Raw genomic sequence first — 20,600 nt, forward strand, 5'->3', positions numbered from 1 at the left:
GGATGCCGTCCGCCCAGTGGAACGCGATGTCCACCCCGGCATCAGCGCGGTTAGTCTGGCTCCGTGCACCCTCCGCCGAGCGTGCAAAGCCGACAGCCGTCGCATCCCAGGGAGCTCATCCATGGCCTCGTCGCCGACCCCTTCCGCTGACAGCCGGACCCGCGCCACAGCCCTCCGCGAGGCACTCGCGACCCGCGTGGTCGTGGCCGACGGAGCCATGGGCACCATGCTCCAGGCACAGGACCCCAGCCTCGAGGACTTCCAGAACCTCGAAGGCTGCAACGAGATCCTCAACGTCACCCGGCCCGACATCGTCCGCTCCGTGCACGAGGAGTACTTCGCCGCGGGTGTCGACTGCGTGGAGACCAACACGTTCGGCGCCAACTTCGCCGCCCTGGGGGAGTACGACATCCCCGAAAGGGTGTACGAGCTGTCGGAATCCGGCGCCCGCATCGCCCGCGAGGTCGCGGACGAGTTCACCGCCTCGACCGGACGGCAGCGCTGGGTCCTCGGCTCCATGGGCCCCGGTACGAAGCTGCCGACGCTGGGCCACGCCGCGTACACCACCCTGCGCGACGCCTACCAGCAGAACGCCGAGGGCATGCTCGCCGGCGGCGCCGACGCGCTGCTCGTGGAGACCACCCAGGACCTGCTGCAGACCAAGGCGTCCGTCATCGGCGCCCGCCGCGCCCTGGACGCCCTCGGCGCCGACGTGCCGCTGATCGTGTCGGTCACCGTCGAGACCACCGGCACCATGCTGCTCGGCTCGGAGATCGGCGCCGCGCTCACCGCGCTCGAACCGCTCGGCATCGACATGATCGGTCTGAACTGCGCCACCGGTCCGGCCGAGATGAGCGAGCACCTGCGCTACCTGGCCCGCCACTCCCGTATCCCGCTCTCGTGCATGCCCAACGCCGGCCTGCCCGTCCTCGGCAAGAACGGCGCGCACTACCCGCTGACCCCGGTCGAGCTCGCCGACGCCCAGGAGACCTTCGTCCGCGAGTACGGACTGTCCCTGATCGGCGGCTGCTGCGGTACCACCCCGGAGCATCTGCGCCAGGTCGTCGAGCGGGTTCACGGACTCGCCCCCGGCGTCCGCGAACCGCGTCCCGAGCCCGGCGCCGCCTCGCTCTACCAGACGGTCCCGTTCCGCCAGGACACCTCCTACATGGCGATCGGCGAGCGCACCAACGCCAACGGCTCCAAGAAGTTCCGCGAGGCCATGCTGGAGGGCCGCTGGGACGACTGCGTCGAGATGGCGCGCGACCAGATCCGCGAGGGCGCGCACATGCTCGACCTCTGCGTCGACTACGTCGGCCGCGACGGCGTCGCCGACATGGAGGAGCTCGCCGGCCGCTTCGCCACCGCCTCGACCCTGCCGATCGTCCTCGACTCCACCGAGGTCGGCGTCATCAGGGCCGGTCTGGAGAAGCTCGGCGGCCGCGCGGTCATCAACTCCGTCAACTACGAGGACGGCGACGGGCCCGACTCCCGCTTCGCCAAGGTCACCCGTCTGGCCCAGGAGCACGGCGCCGCGCTGATCGCCCTCACCATCGACGAGGAGGGCCAGGCCCGCACCGTCGAGCACAAGGTCGCGATCGCCGAGCGGCTCATCGAGGACCTGACCGGCAACTGGGGCATCCACGAGTCGGACATCCTCATCGACACCCTCACCTTCACCATCTGCACCGGGCAGGAGGAGTCCCGCAAGGACGGCATCGCCACCATCGAGGCCATCCGGGAGCTCAAGCGGCGCCACCCGGACGTCCAGACCACGCTGGGCCTGTCCAACATCTCCTTCGGCCTCAACCCGGCCGCCCGCATCCTGCTCAACTCCGTCTTCCTCGACGAGTGCGTGAAGGCCGGCCTCGACTCGGCGATCGTGCACGCCTCGAAGATCCTGCCGATCGCCCGCTTCGACGAGGAGCAGGTCAGCACCGCGCTCGACCTGATCTACGACCGGCGCGCCGAGGGCTACGACCCGCTGCAGAAGCTGATGGCCCTCTTCGAGGGAGCCACCACCAAGTCGATGAAGGCCGGCAAGACCGAGGAGCTCCTCGCCCTGCCGCTGGAGGAGCGCCTCAAGCGCCGCATCATCGACGGCGAGAAGAACGGCCTGGAGGCGGACCTCGCCGAGGCCCTGCAGGAGCGACCGGCCCTCGACATCGTCAACGAGACGCTGCTCGACGGCATGAAGGTCGTCGGCGAACTCTTCGGCTCGGGCCAGATGCAGCTGCCGTTCGTGCTCCAGTCCGCCGAGGTCATGAAGACGGCCGTGGCCTACCTCGAACCGCACATGGAGAAGTCGGACGCGGACGGCAAGGGCACGATCGTGCTGGCGACCGTCCGGGGCGATGTCCACGACATCGGCAAGAACCTCGTCGACATCATCCTCTCCAACAACGGCTACAACGTGGTCAACCTGGGCATCAAGCAGCCGGTCTCGGCGATCCTGGAGGCCGCCGAGGAGCACCGCGCCGACGTCATCGGCATGTCCGGACTCCTGGTGAAGTCGACCGTGATCATGAAGGAGAACCTGGAGGAGCTCAACCAGCGCGAGCTGGCCGCCAAGTACCCCGTGATCCTCGGTGGCGCCGCCCTGACCCGTGCCTACGTCGAGCAGGACCTCCACGAGATCTACCAGGGCGAGGTGCGCTACGCCCGCGACGCCTTCGAGGGCCTGCGGCTGATGGACGCGCTCATCGCCGTCAAGCGCGGTGTCCCCGGAGCCGTACTGCCGGAGCTCAAGCAGCGCCGGGTCGCCAAGCGGGACACCCCGGCCCTGGAGGCGGAGGAGTCGGAGCCGGGCGGCCGTTCCGACGTGGCCACCGACAACCCGGTGCCCACCCCGCCGTTCTGGGGCACGCGCGTCAGCAAGGGCATCCCGCTGAAGGACTACGCCTCCTGGCTGGACGAAGGCGCCCTGTTCAAGGGGCAGTGGGGACTCAAGCAGGCCCGCGCGGGCGGCGCGACGTACGAGGAGCTGGTCGAGACCGAGGGCCGGCCCCGGCTGCGCGGCCTGCTGGACAAGCTGCACACCGAGAACCTCCTGGAGGCGGCCGTCGTCCACGGCTACTTCCCGTGCGTCTCCAAGGGCGACGACCTGATCATCCTCGACGAGGCGGGGAACGAGCGGACCCGCTTCACCTTCCCGCGCCAGCGCCGCGGCCGCCGCCTCTGCCTCGCGGACTTCTTCCGCCCCGAGGAGTCCGGCGAGACCGACGTCGTCGGCCTCCAGGTCGTCACCGTCGGCTCCAGGATCGGCGAGGCCACCGCCAAGCTGTTCGAGTCCGACTCCTACCGTGACTACCTGGAGCTGCACGGTCTCTCCGTGCAGCTGGCCGAGGCCCTCGCCGAGTACTGGCACGCGCGCGTCCGCGCCGAGCTCGGCTTCGCGGGCGAGGACCCGGCCGACGTCGAGGACATGTTCGCGCTCAAGTACCGAGGCGCCCGCTTCTCGCTCGGGTACGGGGCCTGCCCCGACCTGGAGGACCGGGCCAAGATCGCGGATCTCCTCCGGCCCGAGCGGATCGGCGTCCAGCTGTCGGAGGAGTACCAGCTCCACCCCGAGCAGTCCACCGACGCCATCGTGATCCACCACCCCGAGGCGAAGTACTTCAACGCGCGGTAACACCCGCCCCGCGGGTAAATCAGCGCACCTCAGGTGATCCGGACGTACACTGGTCGGTCCAGTGCAGGCCGGTCGCCCTACCCCGTACCGGGGAGGGAGACCGGCCTTCTCGTCCCTCCATGGAGGTGTGTGCCGGATGACCAGTACGGTCCCCGCGTCCCTGTTCCGCGCCAACGGAAGCTCCGCGCTGCAAGCGGTCTTCCTCGACATGGACGGCACCCTGGTCGACACCGAGGGGTTCTGGTGGGACGCGGAGGTCGAGGCGTTCGCCGACCTCGGACACCGGCTGGACGAGGCCTGGCGCGACATCGTGGTGGGCGGCCCCATGACCCGCAGCGCGGGCTATCTGATCGAGGCCACCGGCGCCGACATCACACTTCCCGAGCTCACGGTCCTGCTCAACGAGAAGTTCGAGCAGCGCATCGCCCGGGGCGTGCCGCTGATGCCGGGAGCCGAGCGGCTCCTCGCCGAGCTGGCGCAGCACGGCATCCCGACCGCGCTGGTCTCCGCCTCGCACCGCAGGATCATCGACCGTGTCCTCGCCTCACTCGGCCGGGACCCCTTCACCCTCACGGTGGCCGGTGACGAGGTGCTGCGCACCAAGCCCGACCCCGAGCCGTATCTGACGGCGGCGAGCGGGGTCGGCGCGGACCCTTCGCTGTGCGCCGTCATCGAGGACACCGCGACCGGCGTGGCGGCCGCCGAGGCCGCCGGCTGCCGTGTGGTCGCGGTCCCCTCGGTCGCCCCGATCGCGCCCTCCGCCGGACGGGTCGTGGTCCGCTCCCTGGAGGACGTGGACGTGCCCTTCCTGCGGACGCTGATCGCCGGGCCGTGATCCCGTCGGCGATCGCCGGCCCGTGACACGGGCGGTGCGCCTCCCCGTACCTCTGTGACCGGCCATCCATGGAACGGGACCGGCCATCCGCGGAACGGCCGCACGCGTGACCTTCGTCACCCAGCGTGCTGGACCGCCGGTGGCCGTCCCGCACCCCATGTCCGTAACGCCGGGGTTTGACCATCGAGGTCTGTCCTGATTCGCGCGTTCCAGGATGAATCATTCCCGCGCATGACTATCGGGCTCTCCGTATTCATGATCACTATCCGCATCCGGGCCCGCCCTTGCGCGGTCCGTCGTATCGGCGTCTCCCACTAATCTTTCGCGAGTACTCGCCGCACCCTCCGCGTGCGTCGGCGCCGCATCCAGGTCGCCGCGAACGCAGGCCGATCGCTCACCATCCCGGCCCGATCGCCCGCCCGGAACGGGCGGAAGCGGCGGAGTGTCCGTACGCCGCTGTATCCCCGTGCGGGATGAGGAGAACGCCCCGGATGAACCGCAAGACCTTGGCCCTGCCGGCCGTCGTCGGCCTGCTCGCCCCGCTGCTCGTCGCCTGCGGCGACTCGGACGAGTCCAGAGCCATCGTCGTCGGCACCACGGACCAGTTCGTCGCCACCAGCGAGGCCCCCGCGCCCTTCGACCCGGCCTTCGCCTACGACACCGGTGCCTGGAACATCCTCCGGCAGACCGTCCAGACCCTGATGCACGTGCCCCGCGGCGGCGGCGAGCCCGTCCCCGAGGCCGCCGAGAGCTGCGGCTTCAGCGACCGCGCCAGCGAGAGCTACCGCTGCAAGCTGCGCGAGGGACTCGCCTTCGCCGACGGCTCGCCCCTCACCGCCGCGGACGTCAAGTTCTCCGTCGAGCGCGTCCTCGCCATCAAGTCGGACAACGGCACCGCCGCGCTCCTCGCCAACGTCGACACCGTCGAGACCAACGGCGAGCGCGAGGTCGTGTTCCACCTCACGACCCCCGACGCGACCTTCCCGTACAAGCTCTCCACCCCGGTCGCCGGCATCCTCAGCAAGGACAAGTACAGCGCCACGAAGCTCCGCGAGGGCTTCGACGTCGACGGCTCCGGCCCCTACGTCATGAAGACCGAGCGCGACGGCGAGCGCATCCGCAAGGCCGTCTTCACCAGGAACCCGAACTACAAGGGCGACATCGCCCTGAACAACGACAAGGTCGAGCTGCGCTCCTTCCCCGACGCCGACGTCATGGGCAAGGCCCTGGAGAGCCGCGAGATCGACATGATGACCCGCTCCATGTCGCTCGACCAGGTCAAGTCGCTCACCGAGAAGCCCAAGGACGGCATCGAGCTCACCGAGGTCCCGGGCCTGGAGATCCGCTACCTCGCCTTCGACACCGATGCCCCGTCCGTCAAGGACAAGGCCGTCCGGCAGGCCATGGCCACCGTCATCGACCGCGGCGCGATCGTCAACTCGGTCTACGGAGCGACCGCCCAGCCGCTCTACTCGCTGATCCCCTCCAGCGTCACCGGCCACTCCACCGCCTTCTTCGACGCCTACGGCGAGCCCAGCAAGAGCCGGGCGGCCGGCATCCTGCGCAAGGCCGACATCACCGCCCCCGTCGCGCTCACGCTGCACTACACCACCGACCACTACGGCGCCGGCACCAAGGCGGAGTTCGAGGCGCTGCGCGACCAGCTCAACGCCACCGGGCTCTTCGACGTGACCGTCAAGGGCAGCGAGTGGTCGACCTTCCGGCCGGCGCAGAAGCGCGGCGACTTCCCCGTCTACGGCCTCGGCTGGTTCCCGGACTTCCCGGACCCGGACAACTACGTCGCCCCCTTCCTCGACGCCGACAACTTCCTGAACACCCCCTACGTCAACGCGTCCGTACGCGACCAGCTGATCCCGCGCTCCCGCCGCTCGGCCGACCGCAGCGCCGCGAGCCCCGTCTTCGGACAGATCCAGAAGATCGTCGCCCAGGACGTACCGGTCCTGCCGCTCTGGCAGGGCAAGCAGTACGTCGCCGCGCACGACGACCTGACCGGTGTCGAATGGGCGCTGAACACCTCCTCGGACCTGCTCCTGTGGGAGCTCGGCCGCGGCAGCGCCTGACCCTCCTCCACCCGTTCGGCTACACCGGCCGCGCACCCGCGCGCGGCCGGCCTGGCAAGAGATCAAGAGGCACGTTCTGTGAAGCACAACAAGTGGCTGACGGCCCCCCTCGCCGCGGGCCTGTCCGCCGCCCTGCTCAGCGGCTGCGGCACGGAGCAGGGCGGAGGCGCCGCGAACTCCGGTGACAACGTCCGCGTCGGCATGTCCGACGAGGTACTGGCCACCGACCCGGCCGCCGGCTACGACCCGGGTTCCTGGCTGCTGTTCAACAACGTCTTCCAGTCCCTGCTCAGCTTCCCCAAGGGCACCACCGAGCCCCAGCCGGAAGCGGCCGAGAAGTGCGCCTTCGCAGGCGGCAGCAAGGTCTACACCTGCACCCTGCGCGAGGGCCTGAAGTTCTCCAACGGCAACCCGCTGACCTCGAAGGACGTCAAGTTCTCCTTCGACCGCGCGCTGAAGATAGACGACCCGGCCGGCCCGGCGCCGCTGCTCTCCTCGATCGCCTCCATCGAGACCCCCGACGACCTGACGGTCGTCTTCCGCCTCAAGACCGCCGACGCCACCTTCCCGAGCAAGATCGCCTCGGGCGCCGGCTCGATCGTGGACCACCGCGAGTACGACGAGAACGCGCTGCGCACCGACGGCAAGGCGGTCGGCTCCGGCCCGTACAAGCTGGACTCCATCAGCGACACCGAGGCCGTCTTCTCGGTCAACGCCGACTACCGGGGCAGCGCCAAGCCGCAGAACGGCGGTGTCACCCTCAAGCTCTACGGCGGTGACCGCGCCGCCCTCTCCAAGGCCTTCGCCGAGAAGGAGGTCGACATCGCCTACCGAGGCCTCAACGCCGACGAGATCGCCACGCTCGAAGCCTCCGCGGACGACCAGGGCGTCGAGGTCGTCCAGGGCACCAGCGCCGAGGTCCAGCACCTCGTCTTCAACGTCAAGGACCCCGTCGTCGGCAAGCTCGGCGTCCGCCAGGCGATCGCCCACCTCGTCGACCGCGAGGCGCTCGTCCAGAACATCTACAAGTCGACCGCCACGCCGCTCTACTCGATCGTCCCCGCGGGCATCGCCGGCCACAACACCGCCTTCTTCGACACCTACGGCAGCCCCGACGCCGCCAAGGCCAAGAAGGCGCTGCGCAAGGCCGGCATCACCGACAAGGTGAAGCTCACGCTCTGGTCCACGCCGAGCCGGTACGGCCCCTCCACCGACGAGGAGCTCAAGGCGATAGCCGAACAGCTCAACCGCAGCGGCCTGTTCGCGGCCGACGTGAAGTCCGTCGCGTACGAGCAGTACGAGAAGGACATCGCCGCGGGCAAGTACGGCGTGTACGTGAAGGGCTGGGTGCCCGACTACCCGGACGCCGACAACTTCACCGCCCCGTTCTTCGGCGAGGGCAACGTCCTCGGCAACAACTACGCCAACGACACCATCACCGGCACCCTGCTCCCGAAGACCGCCGCGTCCGCCGACCGCGCCGGCACCGACCAGGACTTCGGCAAGCTCCAGGACCTCGTCGCCGAGGAGCTGCCGCTCCTGCCGCTCTGGCAGGGCAAGCAGTACGCCGTCGCCCGGGACGGCATCACCGGCCTCGACTGGACGCTCGACGCCTCGACCGTCTTCCGCTTCTGGGAGATCAAGAAGGGCTGACGGGGTCACCCGGAAGCGCCCGGCGCCACGGTGCACCGTCCCGTGTCGCCGAGCGAAAGGGCCCGGCACGCATCACGCGTGCCGGGCCCCTTTCCGTTCCGTACCCGCTGCCCCGCGCCGCCGCCTACTGCGCGCCGGGGCGCACCAGACCGCTCTCGTACGCGTACACCGCGGCCTGGACCCGGTCGCGCAGGCCCAGCTTCGTCAGCACATGGCCCACGTGCGTCTTCACGGTCGTCTCGCTGACGAACAGGTCCGCCGCGATCTCCGCGTTGGACAGACCGCGCGCCACCAGCTTCAGGACCTCGACCTCGCGGTCGGTCAGGGTGTTCAGCGTGTCCGGCACCTGCTCGTCGCCCGACGGCAGGTGGGCCGAGTACTTGTCGAGCAGCCGGCGCGTGATCGACGGGGCCAGCATCGCCTCGCCGGCCGCCACCACCCGGATCGCCTGCACCAGCTCGTTGGCCGGCGCGTCCTTCAGGAGGAAGCCGCTGGCTCCCGCCCGCAGCGCCTCCACCACGTACTCGTCCAGGTCGAAGGTGGTCAGCACCAGCACCTTCGCCGGACCGTCCCGGCCCGGACCCGTGATCTGGCGCGTCGCCTCGACCCCGTCCATCCGCGGCATCCTGATGTCCATCAGCACCACGTCGGGCTGGAGCGCCCGGACCTGGTCGAGGGCCTGCAGACCGTCCCCGGCCTCACCGACGACCGCGATGTCCTGCTCGGCCTCCAGGATCATCCGGAAACCGGTGCGCAGCAGCGGCTGGTCGTCGACCAGTAGGACGCGGATAGCCACGAGAACTCCTTTACGGCGCGGGCTGGACCGGGTCCATTCTGCCCTGCCCCGAATCGCCCGACTCCGGCGGGCGCGCGGAGACGATCTCGCCCCGGACCTCCTCCTGGATCTCCTCCCGGGTCTTCTCCCCGATCTCCTCCAGAGTCCTCTCCCTCACCCCGTCCCGAGCCGCCCCTCCGACCTCCAGCGGATACACCGGGGGAGTCCCGCCGAACTCCGGACAGACCGCCTGGTGGTCGCACCAGCCGCAGAGCTTCGTCGGGCGCGGCCGCCAGTCGCCCGTCTCCGTCGCGAGCCGGATCGCCTCCCACAGCGCCAGCAGCTTCCGCTCCACCCGGAGCAGATCCGCCTCCACCGGGTCGTACGTCAGCACGTCACCGCTGCCCAGGTACACCAGCTGCAGACGGCGCGGTATCACCTGCTTCAGCCGCCAGATCACCAGCGCGTAGAACTTCATCTGGAACAGCGCGCCCTCGCTGTACTCCGGTCGCGGAGCCCTGCCCGTCTTGTAGTCGACGATCCGCACCTCGCCCGTCGGCGCCACGTCGATCCGGTCGATCACCCCGCGCAGCCGCAGCCCCGAGTCGAGCTCCGTCTCGACGAACAGCTCACGCTCCGCCGGCTCGAGACGCGTCGGATCCTCCAGCGTGAACCACCGCTCCACCAGCCTCTCGGCCTCGACCAGCCACCGCGACAGACGCTCCCCCTGCGCGTCCTCGGCGAACAGCTCACCCAGCTCGGGCCGCGACTCCAGCAGCCGGTCCCACTGGCCCGGGATCAGCGCCTTCGCCCGCGGCGCCGTCCGCTCCACCGCGGGATGGTCGAAGAGCCGCTCCAGGACCGCGTGCACCAGCGTGCCCCGCGTCGCCGCCTCGCTCGGCTTCTCGGGCAGCCTGTCGATCACGCGGAACCGGTACAGCAGGGGACACTGCATGAAGTCGCTCGCCCGCGAGGGCGACAACGACGTGGGCGTCCGGGCCCCCACGGGCGGCTGCTCGCTCGTACTCATGACACAGACCCTACGACCCGCCACCGACAGCGGGCCGAATACCATCGACGCCGGACCCCGTCACGCTGCATGATCGAAGAGTGACGCACGACAGGGGTCGCGCGGAAGGCTACGAGAGGAACCCGTGAACCAGGACGACGAGCGCGGCGAGAAGAAGCGGCCGCGGTCCGGCGACCCGGAACCGCCGGCCAACGCCGACGCCCGCACCCGGCGGAGCGAGGAACCCGGCGGAGGCATCCTCATGGGCCGCCCCTTCGGCGTGCCCGTCTACGTCGCGCCCAGCTGGTTCCTCGTCGCCGCGCTGATCACCTGGGTCTTCGGCGACCAGATCCAGCGCGTCCTGCCCGACCTCGGCGCCGCCCGCTACCTGGTCTCCCTCTTCTTCGCGATCGCCTTCTACGCCTCCGTGCTCGTGCACGAACTGGCCCACACCATCGCCGCGCTCCGCTTCAAACTCCCGGTGCGCCGCATCCAGCTCCAGTTCTTCGGCGGAGTCTCCGAGATCGAGAAGGAGACGGAGACCCCCGGCCGCGAGTTCGTCCTCGCCTTCGTCGGCCCGCTCCTCTCCCTGATCCTCGCGGGCGTCTTCTACCTCACGATGTACGCCGTCGAACCCGGCACCGTCCCCGGTGTCCTCCTCGCCGGCCTGATGATCTCCAACCTGATCGTCGCGATCTTCAACCTGCTGCCCGGCCTCCCGCTCGACGGCGGCCGGATGCTGCGCGCCGTGGTCTGGAAGATCACCGGAAAGCCCATGACCGGCACCGTCGCCGCCGCCTGGGTCGGCCGCGCCCTCGCCGTCGCCGTCCTCATCGGCCTCCCGCTCCTCACCCGTACCGGCCTCCTCGGCAACTCGACCGACGAGATCAGCGGCATGGACACCGTCACCGACGCCCTGCTCGCCGCGATCCTCGCCGCGATCATCTGGACCGGCGCGGGCAACAGCCTCCGCATGGCCCGGCTCCGCGAACACCTCCCCGAACTCCGGGCCCGCACCCTCACCAGGCGCGCCATCCCCGTCGAGCCCGCCACCCCGCTCTCCGAGGCGCTCCGCCGTGCCAACGAGGCCGGGGCCCGCGCGCTCGTCGTCGTCGACGGCCAGGGCAACCCCACCGGACTCGTCCGCGAGACCGCCATCGCCGGCGTCCCCCAGCACCGCCGCCCCTGGGTCGCCGTCAGCACACTCACCCAGGACCTCACCGACGGCATGAGGGTCCCCGCCGAACTCACGGGCCAGCCCCTGCTCGACCACCTCCGCACCAGCCCGGCCTCCGAATACCTCGTCGTCGAGGAGAACGACGCGATCTACGGAGTCCTCTCCGCCGCGGACGTGGAGCGCGCCTTCGTCAAGGCCATGGCACGACCCTCCGCATAACCCCGGTACACGGCGAACGAGCCGAAGGAGCGTGCCCGGCGCCGAAAGGGAGGGCGCGCGCAGCCGTGAGGCACGAGCGGCGAGCACGGCCGACCGTCGGCGTCGGCTTCGGCGCTCCGGAGGTGACTGAGCCCTTGATAAGGTGCTCACATGTCCGAACCGACCGGTGCCGCCCGCCGTCGCGGGCCCTTCAAGGTCGGGGACCAGGTCCAGCTCACCGATCCCAAGGGACGCCACTACACGTTCACGCTCGAGGCCGGGAAGAATTTCCACACCCACAAGGGTTCCTTCCCCCACGACGAGCTGATCGGTGCTCCCGAGGGCAGTGTTGTCCGTACCACGGGAAACGTCGCCTACCTCGCGCTGCGCCCCCTGCTCCCCGACTACGTCCTGTCCATGCCCCGCGGCGCCGCCGTGGTCTACCCCAAGGACGCGGGGCAGATCCTGGCCTTCGCCGACATCTTCCCCGGCGCGCGCGTCGTGGAAGCCGGTGTGGGATCGGGCTCTCTCAGCAGCTTCCTCCTGCGCGCCATCGGAGACAGCGGCATGCTGCACTCCTACGAGCGCCGCGAGGACTTCGCCGAGATCGCCAAGGGCAACGTCGAGCGTTACTTCGGCGGCCCGCACCCCGCCTGGGAGCTGACCGTCGGCGACCTCCAGGACAACCTGTCCGACACCGACGTCGACCGCGTCATCCTGGACATGCTCGCTCCCTGGGAGTGCCTGGAGGCCGTCTCCAAGGCCCTCGTCCCCGGCGGCATCCTCTGCTGCTACGTGGCGACCACCACCCAGCTCGCGCGCACCGTGGAGTCCATCCGGGAGTTCGGCTGCTACGCCGAACCCCAGCCGTGGGAGTCCATGATCCGCAACTGGCACGTGGAGGGCCTGGCCGTCCGCCCCGACCACCGCATGATCGGGCACACCGGCTTCCTCGTCACCGCCCGGCGCCTCGCCGACGGCGTCGAGCCCCCCATGCGCCGCCGCCGCCCCGCCAAGGGCGCCTACGGCGAGGACTACGAAGGCCCCAACAAGGGCTGACGCCCCCGAGGCTGACGCCCCGACAACGAACGCGTGCCGCCGTCGAGTTCCGCCCCAAGGGCCCGGAACTCGACGGCGGCACCTTCACGTTCGGCATCTTTGCGCAGAGCCCGTACCCCACCTGTTCCGCCCGCCTGTGACGTATGGCACGATGCCCGCAACTCCTTCCGCACCACCCTCACAGGAGACATCCCGCGTGCAGCCCCCCGCCGTCCCGGACCTCGCGCACACCCACGCCCGGCCGGTGCACTGGCTGGCCACCGCGACCGCGATGGCCGCAGTCGTGGCCGCCGCCGGACTGCTGCAGCCCGGCCCCGCCACCGCCACCACCACCGCCGCCTCGGGCACCGTGCCGGCCGCCGCACGGCCCGCACCCGACGCCTCGGCGGCCGAGTACCCGCTGGAGTGCGGGGGAGCCCCCGTCAAGGTCGCGCAGCGCGTCTCAGGGGACCTCGACGGCGACGGAGAACCCGAAACCGTCGCAGTCGTACACTGCGAAGCCGGCTCGGGAACGCCGCCCCACGCCCTCTACGTCCTGACCCACGCCAAGACCGGCCCGGGGGCGCGCGTGGTCGCGACCCTCGTCGAGACCGGCCTGCAGAAGAACGTCGCCGACCTCGCCGTACGCGACGGAGCGGTCGCCGCCACCCTGCTCGGCTACTCCTCCCCGGACGTACCGAGTTGCTGCCCCGACGAGCGGGAGCGCGTCAGCTGGCGGTGGAAGGGCGGAAGCTTCGTCCGCTCCGCCCGGTCCGACGCACGGAGCGTGTGATCCGTCACTCCGCGTCGGGGCCGTAGACCTCGACCCTGTCCGCGACCCGTCGGACGTGGATGCAGTCGCCGGGGCACTCCTTCGCGGAGTCCACGACGTCCTGGAGCAGCGGCAGCGGCACCGGCGTCGTGGCCCCGGCGTCCTGCAGCAGCTCGTCGTCCGCGCTCTTCACATACGCCAGGCCGTCGATGTCCAGCTCGAAGACCTCGGGAGCGTACTGCGCGCAGATCCCGTCCCCCGTGCAGAGATCCTGGTCGATCCAGACCTCCAGCGCCTCGCCGGCGCCCTCCGTCGGGGCCTCGTCCTGCACGGTCATGTCTCCTGCCGTTCCTCAGTGTCGAAAAAAGAGATCGTTCTTCTAAGTCCGGTCAAGCCTGACGGGTGTTGACCACTGACGACGATACAACCGGCTGCTTTCCGATGTTGATGGGTGGGTATTCACCTGGCGTGAGGGGAAGCGCAAGGGTGAAGATCGGACACACCCCGACAGTCTTTGTGATCTAGGGGTTTCAATCACCACCCACGCAGGTAGGGTCAGGAAGCGTCCAGCTCCCCTTGGAGGAGGTGAGGACCGTGGCAGCCCACGACGACGACATCAACCGCGGCATCCGGCCGGGGCGGGGGTCTGAAGACCCCGCCGGCCAGGTTGCCTATCTTGAGCAGGAAATCGCCGTCCTGCGCCGCAAGCTCGCCGACTCTCCGCGTCATACGAGGATTCTCGAAGAGCGGATCGTCGAGCTGCAGACAAACCTGGCCGGCGTGTCCGCGCAGAACGAGCGGCTCGCGAACACACTCCGTGAGGCCCGCGACCAGATCGTGGCCCTCAAGGAGGAGGTCGACCGGCTCGCACAGCCGCCGGCCGGCTTCGGTGTCTTCCTGCAGGCCAACGAGGACGGCACGTGCGACATCTTCACCGGGGGCCGCAAGCTCCGGGTGAACGTCAGCCCCAGCGTCGAGCTCGACGAGCTCCGGCGCGGCCAGGAAGTGATGCTCAACGAAGCGCTCAATGTGGTCGAGGCCATGGAGTTCGAGCGTGCCGGGGACATCGTCACCCTCAAGGAGATCCTCGAGGACGGCGAGCGCGCCCTGGTGATCGGGCACACCGACGAGGAACGGGTGGTCAGGCTCGCCGAGCCGCTGCTGGACATCACCATCCGCCCCGGCGACGCCCTGCTGCTCGAACCCCGCTCCGGCTACGTCTACGAGGTCGTGCCGAAGAGCGAGGTCGAGGAACTGGTCCTCGAAGAGGTCCCGGACGTCGACTACGACAAGATCGGCGGCCTCGGCGGCCAGATCGAGATGATCCGGGACGCGGTCGAGCTTCCGTACCTCTACCCGGACCTCTTCAAGGAGCACGAGCTCCGGCCGCCGAAGGGCATCCTGCTCTACGGCCCGCCCGGCTGCGGCAAGACGCTGATCGCGAAGGCCGTCGCCAACTCCCTTGCCAAGAAGGTCGCCGAGGTGACCGGGCAGCCCGCCGGGAAGTCGTACTTCCTGAACATCAAGGGTCCCGAGCTCCTCAACAAGTACGTCGGCGAGACCGAGCGGCACATCCGCCTCGTCTTCCAGCGTGCCCGGGAGAAGGCGAGCGAGGGCACCCCCGTCATCGTCTTCTTCGACGAGATGGAATCCCTCTTCCGCACCCGTGGATCCGGAGTCAGCTCGGACGTCGAGAACACGATCGTCCCGCAGCTGCTCGCCGAGATCGACGGCGTGGAAGGCCTGGAGAACGTCATCGTCATCGGCGCCTCCAACCGCGAGGACATGATCGACCCCGCGATCCTGCGGCCCGGCCGGCTCGACGTCAAGATCAAGATCGAGCGTCCGGACGCCGAGGCGGCGAAGGACATCTTCGCGAAGTACCTCACCGCCACGCTGCCGCTCCACTCCGACGACCTCTCGGAGCACCACGGCTCCAAGGAGGCCGCGGCGCACGGAATGATCCAGTCCGTGGTCGAGCAGATGTACGCGGAATCCGAGGAGAACCGCTTCCTCGAGGTCACCTACGCCAACGGCGACAAGGAAGTCCTGTACTTCAAGGACTTCAACTCCGGAGCGATGATCCAGAACATCGTCGACCGGGCCAAGAAGATGGCCATCAAGGCCTTCCTCGACCACAACCAGAAGGGCATCCGCGTCTCCCACCTCCTCCAGGCCTGCGTGGACGAGTTCAAGGAGAACGAGGACCTGCCCAACACCACCAACCCCGACGACTGGGCCCGGATCTCCGGAAAGAAGGGCGAGCGGATCGTGTTCATCCGCACCCTCGTCACCGGAAAGCAGGGCGCGGACACCGGACGCTCCATCGACACGGTGGCCAACACCGGTCAGTACCTCTAGATCGCACACCGGCTGCGGAGGTCCGGACCCACGGACCTCCGCAGCCGGACGCTTTTCCCCGCAGTTTTTCCTCGCAGGAATGACGTAATCGATCTCCCCACCGGCGCGGAGTCGCTCTAGGCTCGTCGGTACTTGTAGCGCCGCACCCGAAGGGGAGCGCCGCCGGGCAAGGAGGGCCGCATGACCGTACGGCGAGTAATGGGCATCGAGACGGAGTACGGGATCTCCGTTCCGGGCCACCCGAACGCCAATGCCATGCTCACCTCGTCCCAGATCGTCAACGCCTACGCGGCGGCGATGCACCGGGCGCGCCGCGCCCGCTGGGATTTCGAGGAGGAGAATCCGCTGCGGGACGCCCGCGGCTTCGACCTCGCCCGCGAGGCCGCCGACTCCAGTCAGCTCACGGACGAGGACATCGGCCTGGCCAACGTGATCCTCACCAACGGCGCCAGGCTCTACGTCGACCACGCCCACCCCGAGTACAGCGCCCCGGAGGTCACCAACCCCCGCGACGCCGTCCTCTGGGACAAGGCCGGCGAACGGATCATGGCGGAGGCGGCCGAGCGGGCCGCCCAGCTTCCCGGCGCCCAGCCCATCCATCTGTACAAGAACAACACCGACAACAAGGGCGCCTCCTACGGCACCCACGAGAACTACCTGATGAAGCGGGAGACGCCCTTCTCGGACATCGTCCGCCACCTCACCCCGTTCTTCGTCTCCCGCCAGGTGGTCACCGGCGCGGGACGGGTCGGCATCGGCCAGGACGGCCGCGAGCACGGCTTCCAGATCAGTCAGCGTGCCGACTACTTCGAGGTCGAGGTCGGCCTGGAGACGACCCTGAAGCGGCCGATCATCAACACCCGCGACGAGCCCCACGCGGACGCCGAGAAGTACCGCAGGCTCCATGTGATCATCGGCGACGCCAACCTCTCGGAGATCTCCACCTACCTCAAGCTGGGCACGACGTCGCTGGTCCTCTCCATGATCGAGGACTCGTTCATCAACGTGGACCTCGCCGTCGACCAGCCCGTCCGCACCCTCCACCAGGTCTCCCACGACCCCGGCCTGCAGTACCTGGTCACGCTGCGCAGCGGCCGCACACTCACCGCGGTCCAGCTCCAGATGGAGTACTTCGAGCTGGCCAGGAAGTACGTGGAGGAGCGCTACGGCGTGGACGCCGACGAGCAGACCAAGGACATCCTGGTCCGCTGGGAGGACACCCTCAACCGGCTCGAGAACGACCCGATGAGCCTGGCCGGCGAGCTGGACTGGATCGCCAAGCGCGAGGTCATGGAGGGCTACCGGCGGCGGGACGGCCTCGACTGGGACGCGGCGCGGCTGCACCTCGTGGACCTGCAGTACGCCGACGTGCGCCCCGAGAAGGGCCTGTACAACCGTCTGGTGGCCCGGGGGCGCATGAAACGGCTCCTGGACGAGACCGAGGTCCAGAGGGCGGAGACGAAGCCTCCGGAGGACACCAGGGCCTACTTCCGCGGTCGCTGCCTGGAGCAGTACGCGGACGATGTGGCGGCCGCGTCCTGGGACTCCGTGATCTTCGATCTCCCCGGCCGCGACTCACTCCAGCGGGTGCCCACGCTGGAGCCGCTGCGGGGCACCAGGAACCACGTGAAGGAGCTGCTCGACCGGTGCAGGACGGCGGAGGAACTGGTCCGCGTCCTGTCGGGCGGCTGAAATGGCCGGGCACTGGGAATCATGGGACTAGTGCCCGGACGTTGTAGCAAACTGCGGGGCCGATGTCAGACCTGGCTTGTAGGGTCTGATCTTGAGAGACCCAACCGAGCGGGCCGATTCGAGCGGGGTGAGGGATATGGCGACCAAGGACACCGGCGGCGGACAGCAGAAGGCGACGCGTTCCACGGAGGAGGTCGAGGAGACGACCGCGGAGGCGAGCTCCGACCTCCAGGAACGCCAGGAGAAGCTGAGCGACGACGTGGACTCCGTCCTGGACGAGATCGACGACGTCCTCGAGGAGAATGCCGAGGACTTCGTGCGGTCCTTCGTGCAAAAGGGCGGACAGTAGGCCATCTGACCTTCGAATCGAAGGCGGGGGTGGGTGACTCATCGAGTCACCGGACGGTGCGGGCCACGGCGCCCGCACCGTCCCGTCACAGCGCGGCACCGAGCGCGTGCGCGGGCCGGCAGCGGTCTGAAGCTCCCCGAGAAGCCGATGTGGATCACCGTCACGAGCCGGGTAGGGTCCGTGACGTACCGTGCTTCAACTGCAACGCGGCCAACGGCATGCCGGGAGACGAACCCGGTCCGCGTCGGGCCATCTCATACTTGGAGGGACACGCGTGGAAGCCAACACTCGTAGCACCGGGCGTCTACCAGCTGCCTTCCTGACGCCGGGCTCGTCCTCGTTCATGGACTTCCTCTCCGCCCACTCGCCGGAGATGCTCCCGGGCAACCGGCAGCTGCCGGAGGGGGTCGTCGAGGCGCCGCACGGCACGACCATCGTCGCCGTGACCTTCCCCGGCGGTGTGGTCCTCGCCGGTGACCGGCGGGCGACCATGGGCAACATGATCGCGCAGCGCGACATCGAGAAGGTGTTCCCGGCCGACGAGTACTCGGCCGTCGGCATCGCCGGCACCGCCGGTCTCGCCGTCGAGATGGTCAAGCTGTTCCAGCTGGAGCTGGAGCACTTCGAGAAGGTGGAGGGCGCGACGCTCTCCCTGGAGGGCAAGGCGAACCGGCTCTCCACCATGATCCGCGGCAATCTGGGCATGGCCATGCAGGGTCTGGCCGTCGTGCCGCTCTTCGCCGGCTGGGACGAGGGCAAGGAGAAGGGCCGGATCTTCTCCTACGACGTGACCGGCGGCCGCTCCGAGGAGCACGGCTTCGCCGCCACGGGCTCCGGTTCGGTCTTCGCCCGCGGCTCCATGAAGAAGCTGTACCGCCCCGACCTCACGGAGGAGCAGGCCACCACGCTGGTCGTCCAGGCGCTGTACGACGCCGCCGACGACGACTCGGCGACCGGCGGCCCGGACCTGTACCGCCGCATCTTCCCGATCGTCACCGTCATCACCGACGAGGGCTTCCGCAGGCTCACCGAGGAGGAGTCCTCCTCGCTCGCCCGCTCGGTCACCGATCGGCGCCTGGAGCAGCCCGACGGCCCGCGCGCGGCCCTGCTCTGACCCCTCGTCGTCCGTAGAACCCCAGAAGAAAGGGACGGGTAGCCGGTGTCGACTCCGTTCTACGTCTCACCCCAGCAGGCCATGGCCGACCGGGCGGAGTACGCCCGCAAGGGCATCGCCCGAGGCCGCAGTCTGGTCGTCCTGCAGTACACCGACGGCATCGTGTTCGTCGGCGAGAACCCGTCCCGCGCGCTGCACAAGTTCAGCGAGATCTACGACCGGATCGGTTTCGCCGCGGCGGGCAAGTACAACGAGTACGAGAACCTCCGCATCGGCGGTGTGCGCTACGCCGACCTGCGGGGCTACACCTACGACCGCGACGATGTGACGGCCCGTGGCCTGGCGAACGTGTACGCCCAGACGCTGGGCACGATCTTCTCCAGCGCCGGCGAGAAGCCGTACGAGGTGGAGCTGGTCGTCGCCGAGGTCGGCGAGGAGCCCGAGGGCGACCAGATCTACCGGCTGCCGCACGACGGTTCGATCGTGGACGAGCACGGCTCGGTCGCGGTCGGCGGCAACGCGGAGCAGATCAGCAGCTTCCTCGACCAGCGGCACCGCGACGGCATGTCGCTCGCCGAGGCGCTGAAGCTGGCCGTCCAGGCCCTCTCGCGGGACACCAACGGCAGCGAGCGGGAGATCCCCGCGGAGCGTCTGGAGGTGGCCGTCCTCGACCGCAAGCGTCCGCAGCAGCGCAAGTTCAAGCGGATCGTCGGCCGCCAGCTGGCGCGTCTCCTGGACGCGGACAACGCGGCGATCGCGAAGACGGACGATCCGTCCGACGAGATCGCGGAGGACTCGGAGGAGTAGGACTCCGGGCGAGCACGACGCGACGGAGGCCCCGGCCCGCGAAAGCGGCCCGGGGCCTCCGTCGCGTCCGGGGCCGGGCGGGTGGGGCCCTCAGGCCGGTGCCGGGCCGGAGGAGGCTCGGGGGACGAGGGTCACCGGGAGGTCGCCGGGGTCCGGGCTGTCGCCCGCCAGGACGGCCAGGAGGGCGGCCATGCCGCGCTCGCCGATGTGCTCGGCGGGCAGCCTGACGGTGGTGAGCTCCGGCTCCACGGCGGTGGCGAGCGCCAGGTCGTCGAAGCCGGTGACCGAGACGTCCTCGGGGACGCGCAGGCCGAGACGGCGCGCGGCCTTGCAGGCGCCGGCGGCGAGGACGTCGTCGTCGCAGATCAGCGCTGTGGGGCGGGGTCCCGGGGCGGTGAGGGCGTGTTCGGCGGCCGCGCGGGCGCCGTCCACGTCGAGGGGCGCGCGGACCGTCCGTACGTCGGCGCCGCCCAGCGCGTCGGCGAGGGCCGCCGCGCGGACGTCGAACGTCCAGGACGGCACCGCCGAGGCCAGGTGGACGAAGCGGCGGTGCCCCAGGGCTCCGAGGTGGGCGGTGACCTGGCGCATGCCGTCGGCGATGTCGAGGTTGACGTGGGCGGCCGCGCCGGTGTCGGAGGGGTCGCTGTCGAGCATGACCAGCGGCAGGTCGGTGCCGTGGAATGCCTTCAGGGCGTCCGCGGCCATGGACGAGGCGATGATCCCGTCGAGCGCGGCCCGCGCGGAGGCGAAGGGGTCCTTGGCCGGGCCGACGCCGTCGGGGGAGGGGTAGAGCACGACGCCGAAGCCGTGGCGGGCGGCGACCGTGGCGGCGCCGGTGTAGACCCGGGCGAAGAACTCGTTGGTGAGCGCCGGGACGACGAGCAGCGCCGTCCTCGTGCGGCCGAGGCGGAGGTTGCGAGCGGCGAGATTCGGCCGGTATCCGAGCGTGCGGGCGGCCTCGCGCACGGCCTCCGCGGTGCGCTCCGAGACCCGGCCCCGCCACTTGTCGCCGAGGACCAGGGAGACGGTCGCCTGCGACACCCCGGCGGCCTTCGCGACGTCCCGACTGGTGGGCCGCGCCGAGCCGGGGGAGTCTGGGGTCTGCACT

General features: G+C 69.8%; 17 protein-coding genes. 13 read left to right on the forward strand and 4 right to left on the reverse strand.

Features of this window, described 5'->3' with window-relative positions:
- Positions 1-121: 121 nt before the first annotated feature.
- The 4 genes from metH (at position 122) to ACZ3IJ_RS32560 (ending at position 8,200) form a co-directional block, all read left to right on the forward strand.
- Positions 122-3,631 carry a methionine synthase gene (gene metH / locus ACZ3IJ_RS32545; protein WP_467474156.1) on the forward strand — a complete coding sequence of 1,170 codons (3,510 nt, stop codon included), beginning with the start codon at positions 122-124 and terminating at the stop codon, positions 3,629-3,631.
- 136 nt (positions 3,632-3,767) lie between these two features.
- Positions 3,768-4,466: an HAD family hydrolase gene (locus ACZ3IJ_RS32550; protein ID WP_467474158.1), complete on the forward strand. Its 699-nt coding sequence runs from the start codon at positions 3,768-3,770 to the stop codon at positions 4,464-4,466.
- A 491-nt stretch (positions 4,467-4,957) separates the two neighbouring features.
- On the forward strand, positions 4,958-6,547 hold the full coding sequence (locus ACZ3IJ_RS32555; RefSeq protein ID WP_467474161.1) for an ABC transporter substrate-binding protein: 1,590 nt from the start codon (positions 4,958-4,960) through the stop codon (positions 6,545-6,547).
- A gap of 78 nt (positions 6,548-6,625) precedes the next feature.
- A complete protein-coding gene (locus ACZ3IJ_RS32560; protein WP_467474163.1) occupies positions 6,626-8,200 on the forward strand; it encodes an ABC transporter substrate-binding protein in 1,575 nt (524 codons plus the stop codon).
- 124 nt (positions 8,201-8,324) lie between these two features.
- On the opposite strand, the gene ACZ3IJ_RS32565 is transcribed toward ACZ3IJ_RS32560, so the two are convergent.
- Both ACZ3IJ_RS32565 and ACZ3IJ_RS32570 read right to left on the reverse strand, forming a co-directional pair.
- Positions 8,325-8,996 (reverse strand): response regulator transcription factor, encoded by a 672-nt coding sequence (locus ACZ3IJ_RS32565; RefSeq protein ID WP_361439024.1) that lies wholly within the window; start codon positions 8,994-8,996, stop codon positions 8,325-8,327.
- 10 nt (positions 8,997-9,006) lie between these two features.
- Complete coding sequence (locus ACZ3IJ_RS32570; RefSeq protein WP_467474165.1) at positions 9,007-10,005, reverse strand: RecB family exonuclease; 999 nt, start codon at positions 10,003-10,005, stop codon at positions 9,007-9,009.
- Between the two features lie 241 nt (positions 10,006-10,246).
- Here ACZ3IJ_RS32570 and ACZ3IJ_RS32575 point away from each other — a divergent pair, with 241 nt between their 5' ends.
- The 3 genes from ACZ3IJ_RS32575 to ACZ3IJ_RS32585 all read left to right on the forward strand — a co-directional run bounded on the left by ACZ3IJ_RS32575 (position 10,247) and on the right by ACZ3IJ_RS32585 (position 13,190).
- Positions 10,247-11,380, forward strand: a complete 1,134-nt coding sequence (locus ACZ3IJ_RS32575; protein WP_467474336.1) for a site-2 protease family protein — start codon at positions 10,247-10,249, stop codon at positions 11,378-11,380.
- Between the two features lie 150 nt (positions 11,381-11,530).
- Positions 11,531-12,418 carry a tRNA (adenine-N1)-methyltransferase gene (locus ACZ3IJ_RS32580; RefSeq protein WP_391799617.1) on the forward strand — a complete coding sequence of 296 codons (888 nt, stop codon included), beginning with the start codon at positions 11,531-11,533 and terminating at the stop codon, positions 12,416-12,418.
- Positions 12,419-12,614: 196 nt separating this feature from the next.
- Complete coding sequence (locus tag ACZ3IJ_RS32585; RefSeq protein ID WP_467474169.1) at positions 12,615-13,190, forward strand: hypothetical protein; 576 nt, start codon at positions 12,615-12,617, stop codon at positions 13,188-13,190.
- Positions 13,191-13,194: 4 nt separating this feature from the next.
- Here ACZ3IJ_RS32585 and ACZ3IJ_RS32590 read toward each other — a convergent pair whose 3' ends face one another.
- A complete protein-coding gene (locus ACZ3IJ_RS32590) occupies positions 13,195-13,506 on the reverse strand; it encodes a ferredoxin (RefSeq protein WP_467474172.1) in 312 nt (103 codons plus the stop codon).
- A gap of 257 nt (positions 13,507-13,763) precedes the next feature.
- Here ACZ3IJ_RS32590 and arc point away from each other — a divergent pair, with 257 nt between their 5' ends.
- From arc to prcA, 6 genes are all read left to right on the forward strand, one after another.
- Complete coding sequence (gene arc / locus ACZ3IJ_RS32595; RefSeq protein ID WP_352186418.1) at positions 13,764-15,530, forward strand: proteasome ATPase; 1,767 nt, start codon at positions 13,764-13,766, stop codon at positions 15,528-15,530.
- A gap of 180 nt (positions 15,531-15,710) precedes the next feature.
- Positions 15,711-17,222, forward strand: a complete 1,512-nt coding sequence (gene dop, locus ACZ3IJ_RS32600; protein WP_467474175.1) for a depupylase/deamidase Dop — start codon at positions 15,711-15,713, stop codon at positions 17,220-17,222.
- 136 nt (positions 17,223-17,358) lie between these two features.
- Positions 17,359-17,571, forward strand: coding sequence for a ubiquitin-like protein Pup (locus ACZ3IJ_RS32605; protein WP_187282613.1), 213 nt, complete (start codon positions 17,359-17,361; stop codon positions 17,569-17,571).
- 56 nt (positions 17,572-17,627) lie between these two features.
- Complete coding sequence (locus ACZ3IJ_RS32610; protein ID WP_467474180.1) at positions 17,628-17,894, forward strand: endonuclease domain-containing protein; 267 nt, start codon at positions 17,628-17,630, stop codon at positions 17,892-17,894.
- Complete coding sequence (gene prcB / locus ACZ3IJ_RS32615; protein ID WP_352186421.1) at positions 17,846-18,685, forward strand: proteasome subunit beta; 840 nt, start codon at positions 17,846-17,848, stop codon at positions 18,683-18,685. The genes ACZ3IJ_RS32610 and prcB overlap by 49 nt, the downstream gene beginning before the upstream one ends.
- Positions 18,686-18,730: 45 nt before the next feature.
- The gene (gene prcA, locus ACZ3IJ_RS32620; RefSeq protein ID WP_391799623.1) at positions 18,731-19,492 is read left to right on the forward strand and encodes a proteasome subunit alpha; all 762 of its coding nucleotides are present in this window, start codon (positions 18,731-18,733) and stop codon (positions 19,490-19,492) included.
- 90 nt (positions 19,493-19,582) lie between these two features.
- On the opposite strand, the gene ACZ3IJ_RS32625 is transcribed toward prcA, so the two are convergent.
- A complete protein-coding gene (locus ACZ3IJ_RS32625) occupies positions 19,583-20,599 on the reverse strand; it encodes a LacI family DNA-binding transcriptional regulator (RefSeq protein WP_467474185.1) in 1,017 nt (338 codons plus the stop codon).
- Between the last annotated feature and the right edge of the window lies 1 nt (position 20,600).

Source organism: Streptomyces sp. NPDC013317 (assembly GCF_055563155.1).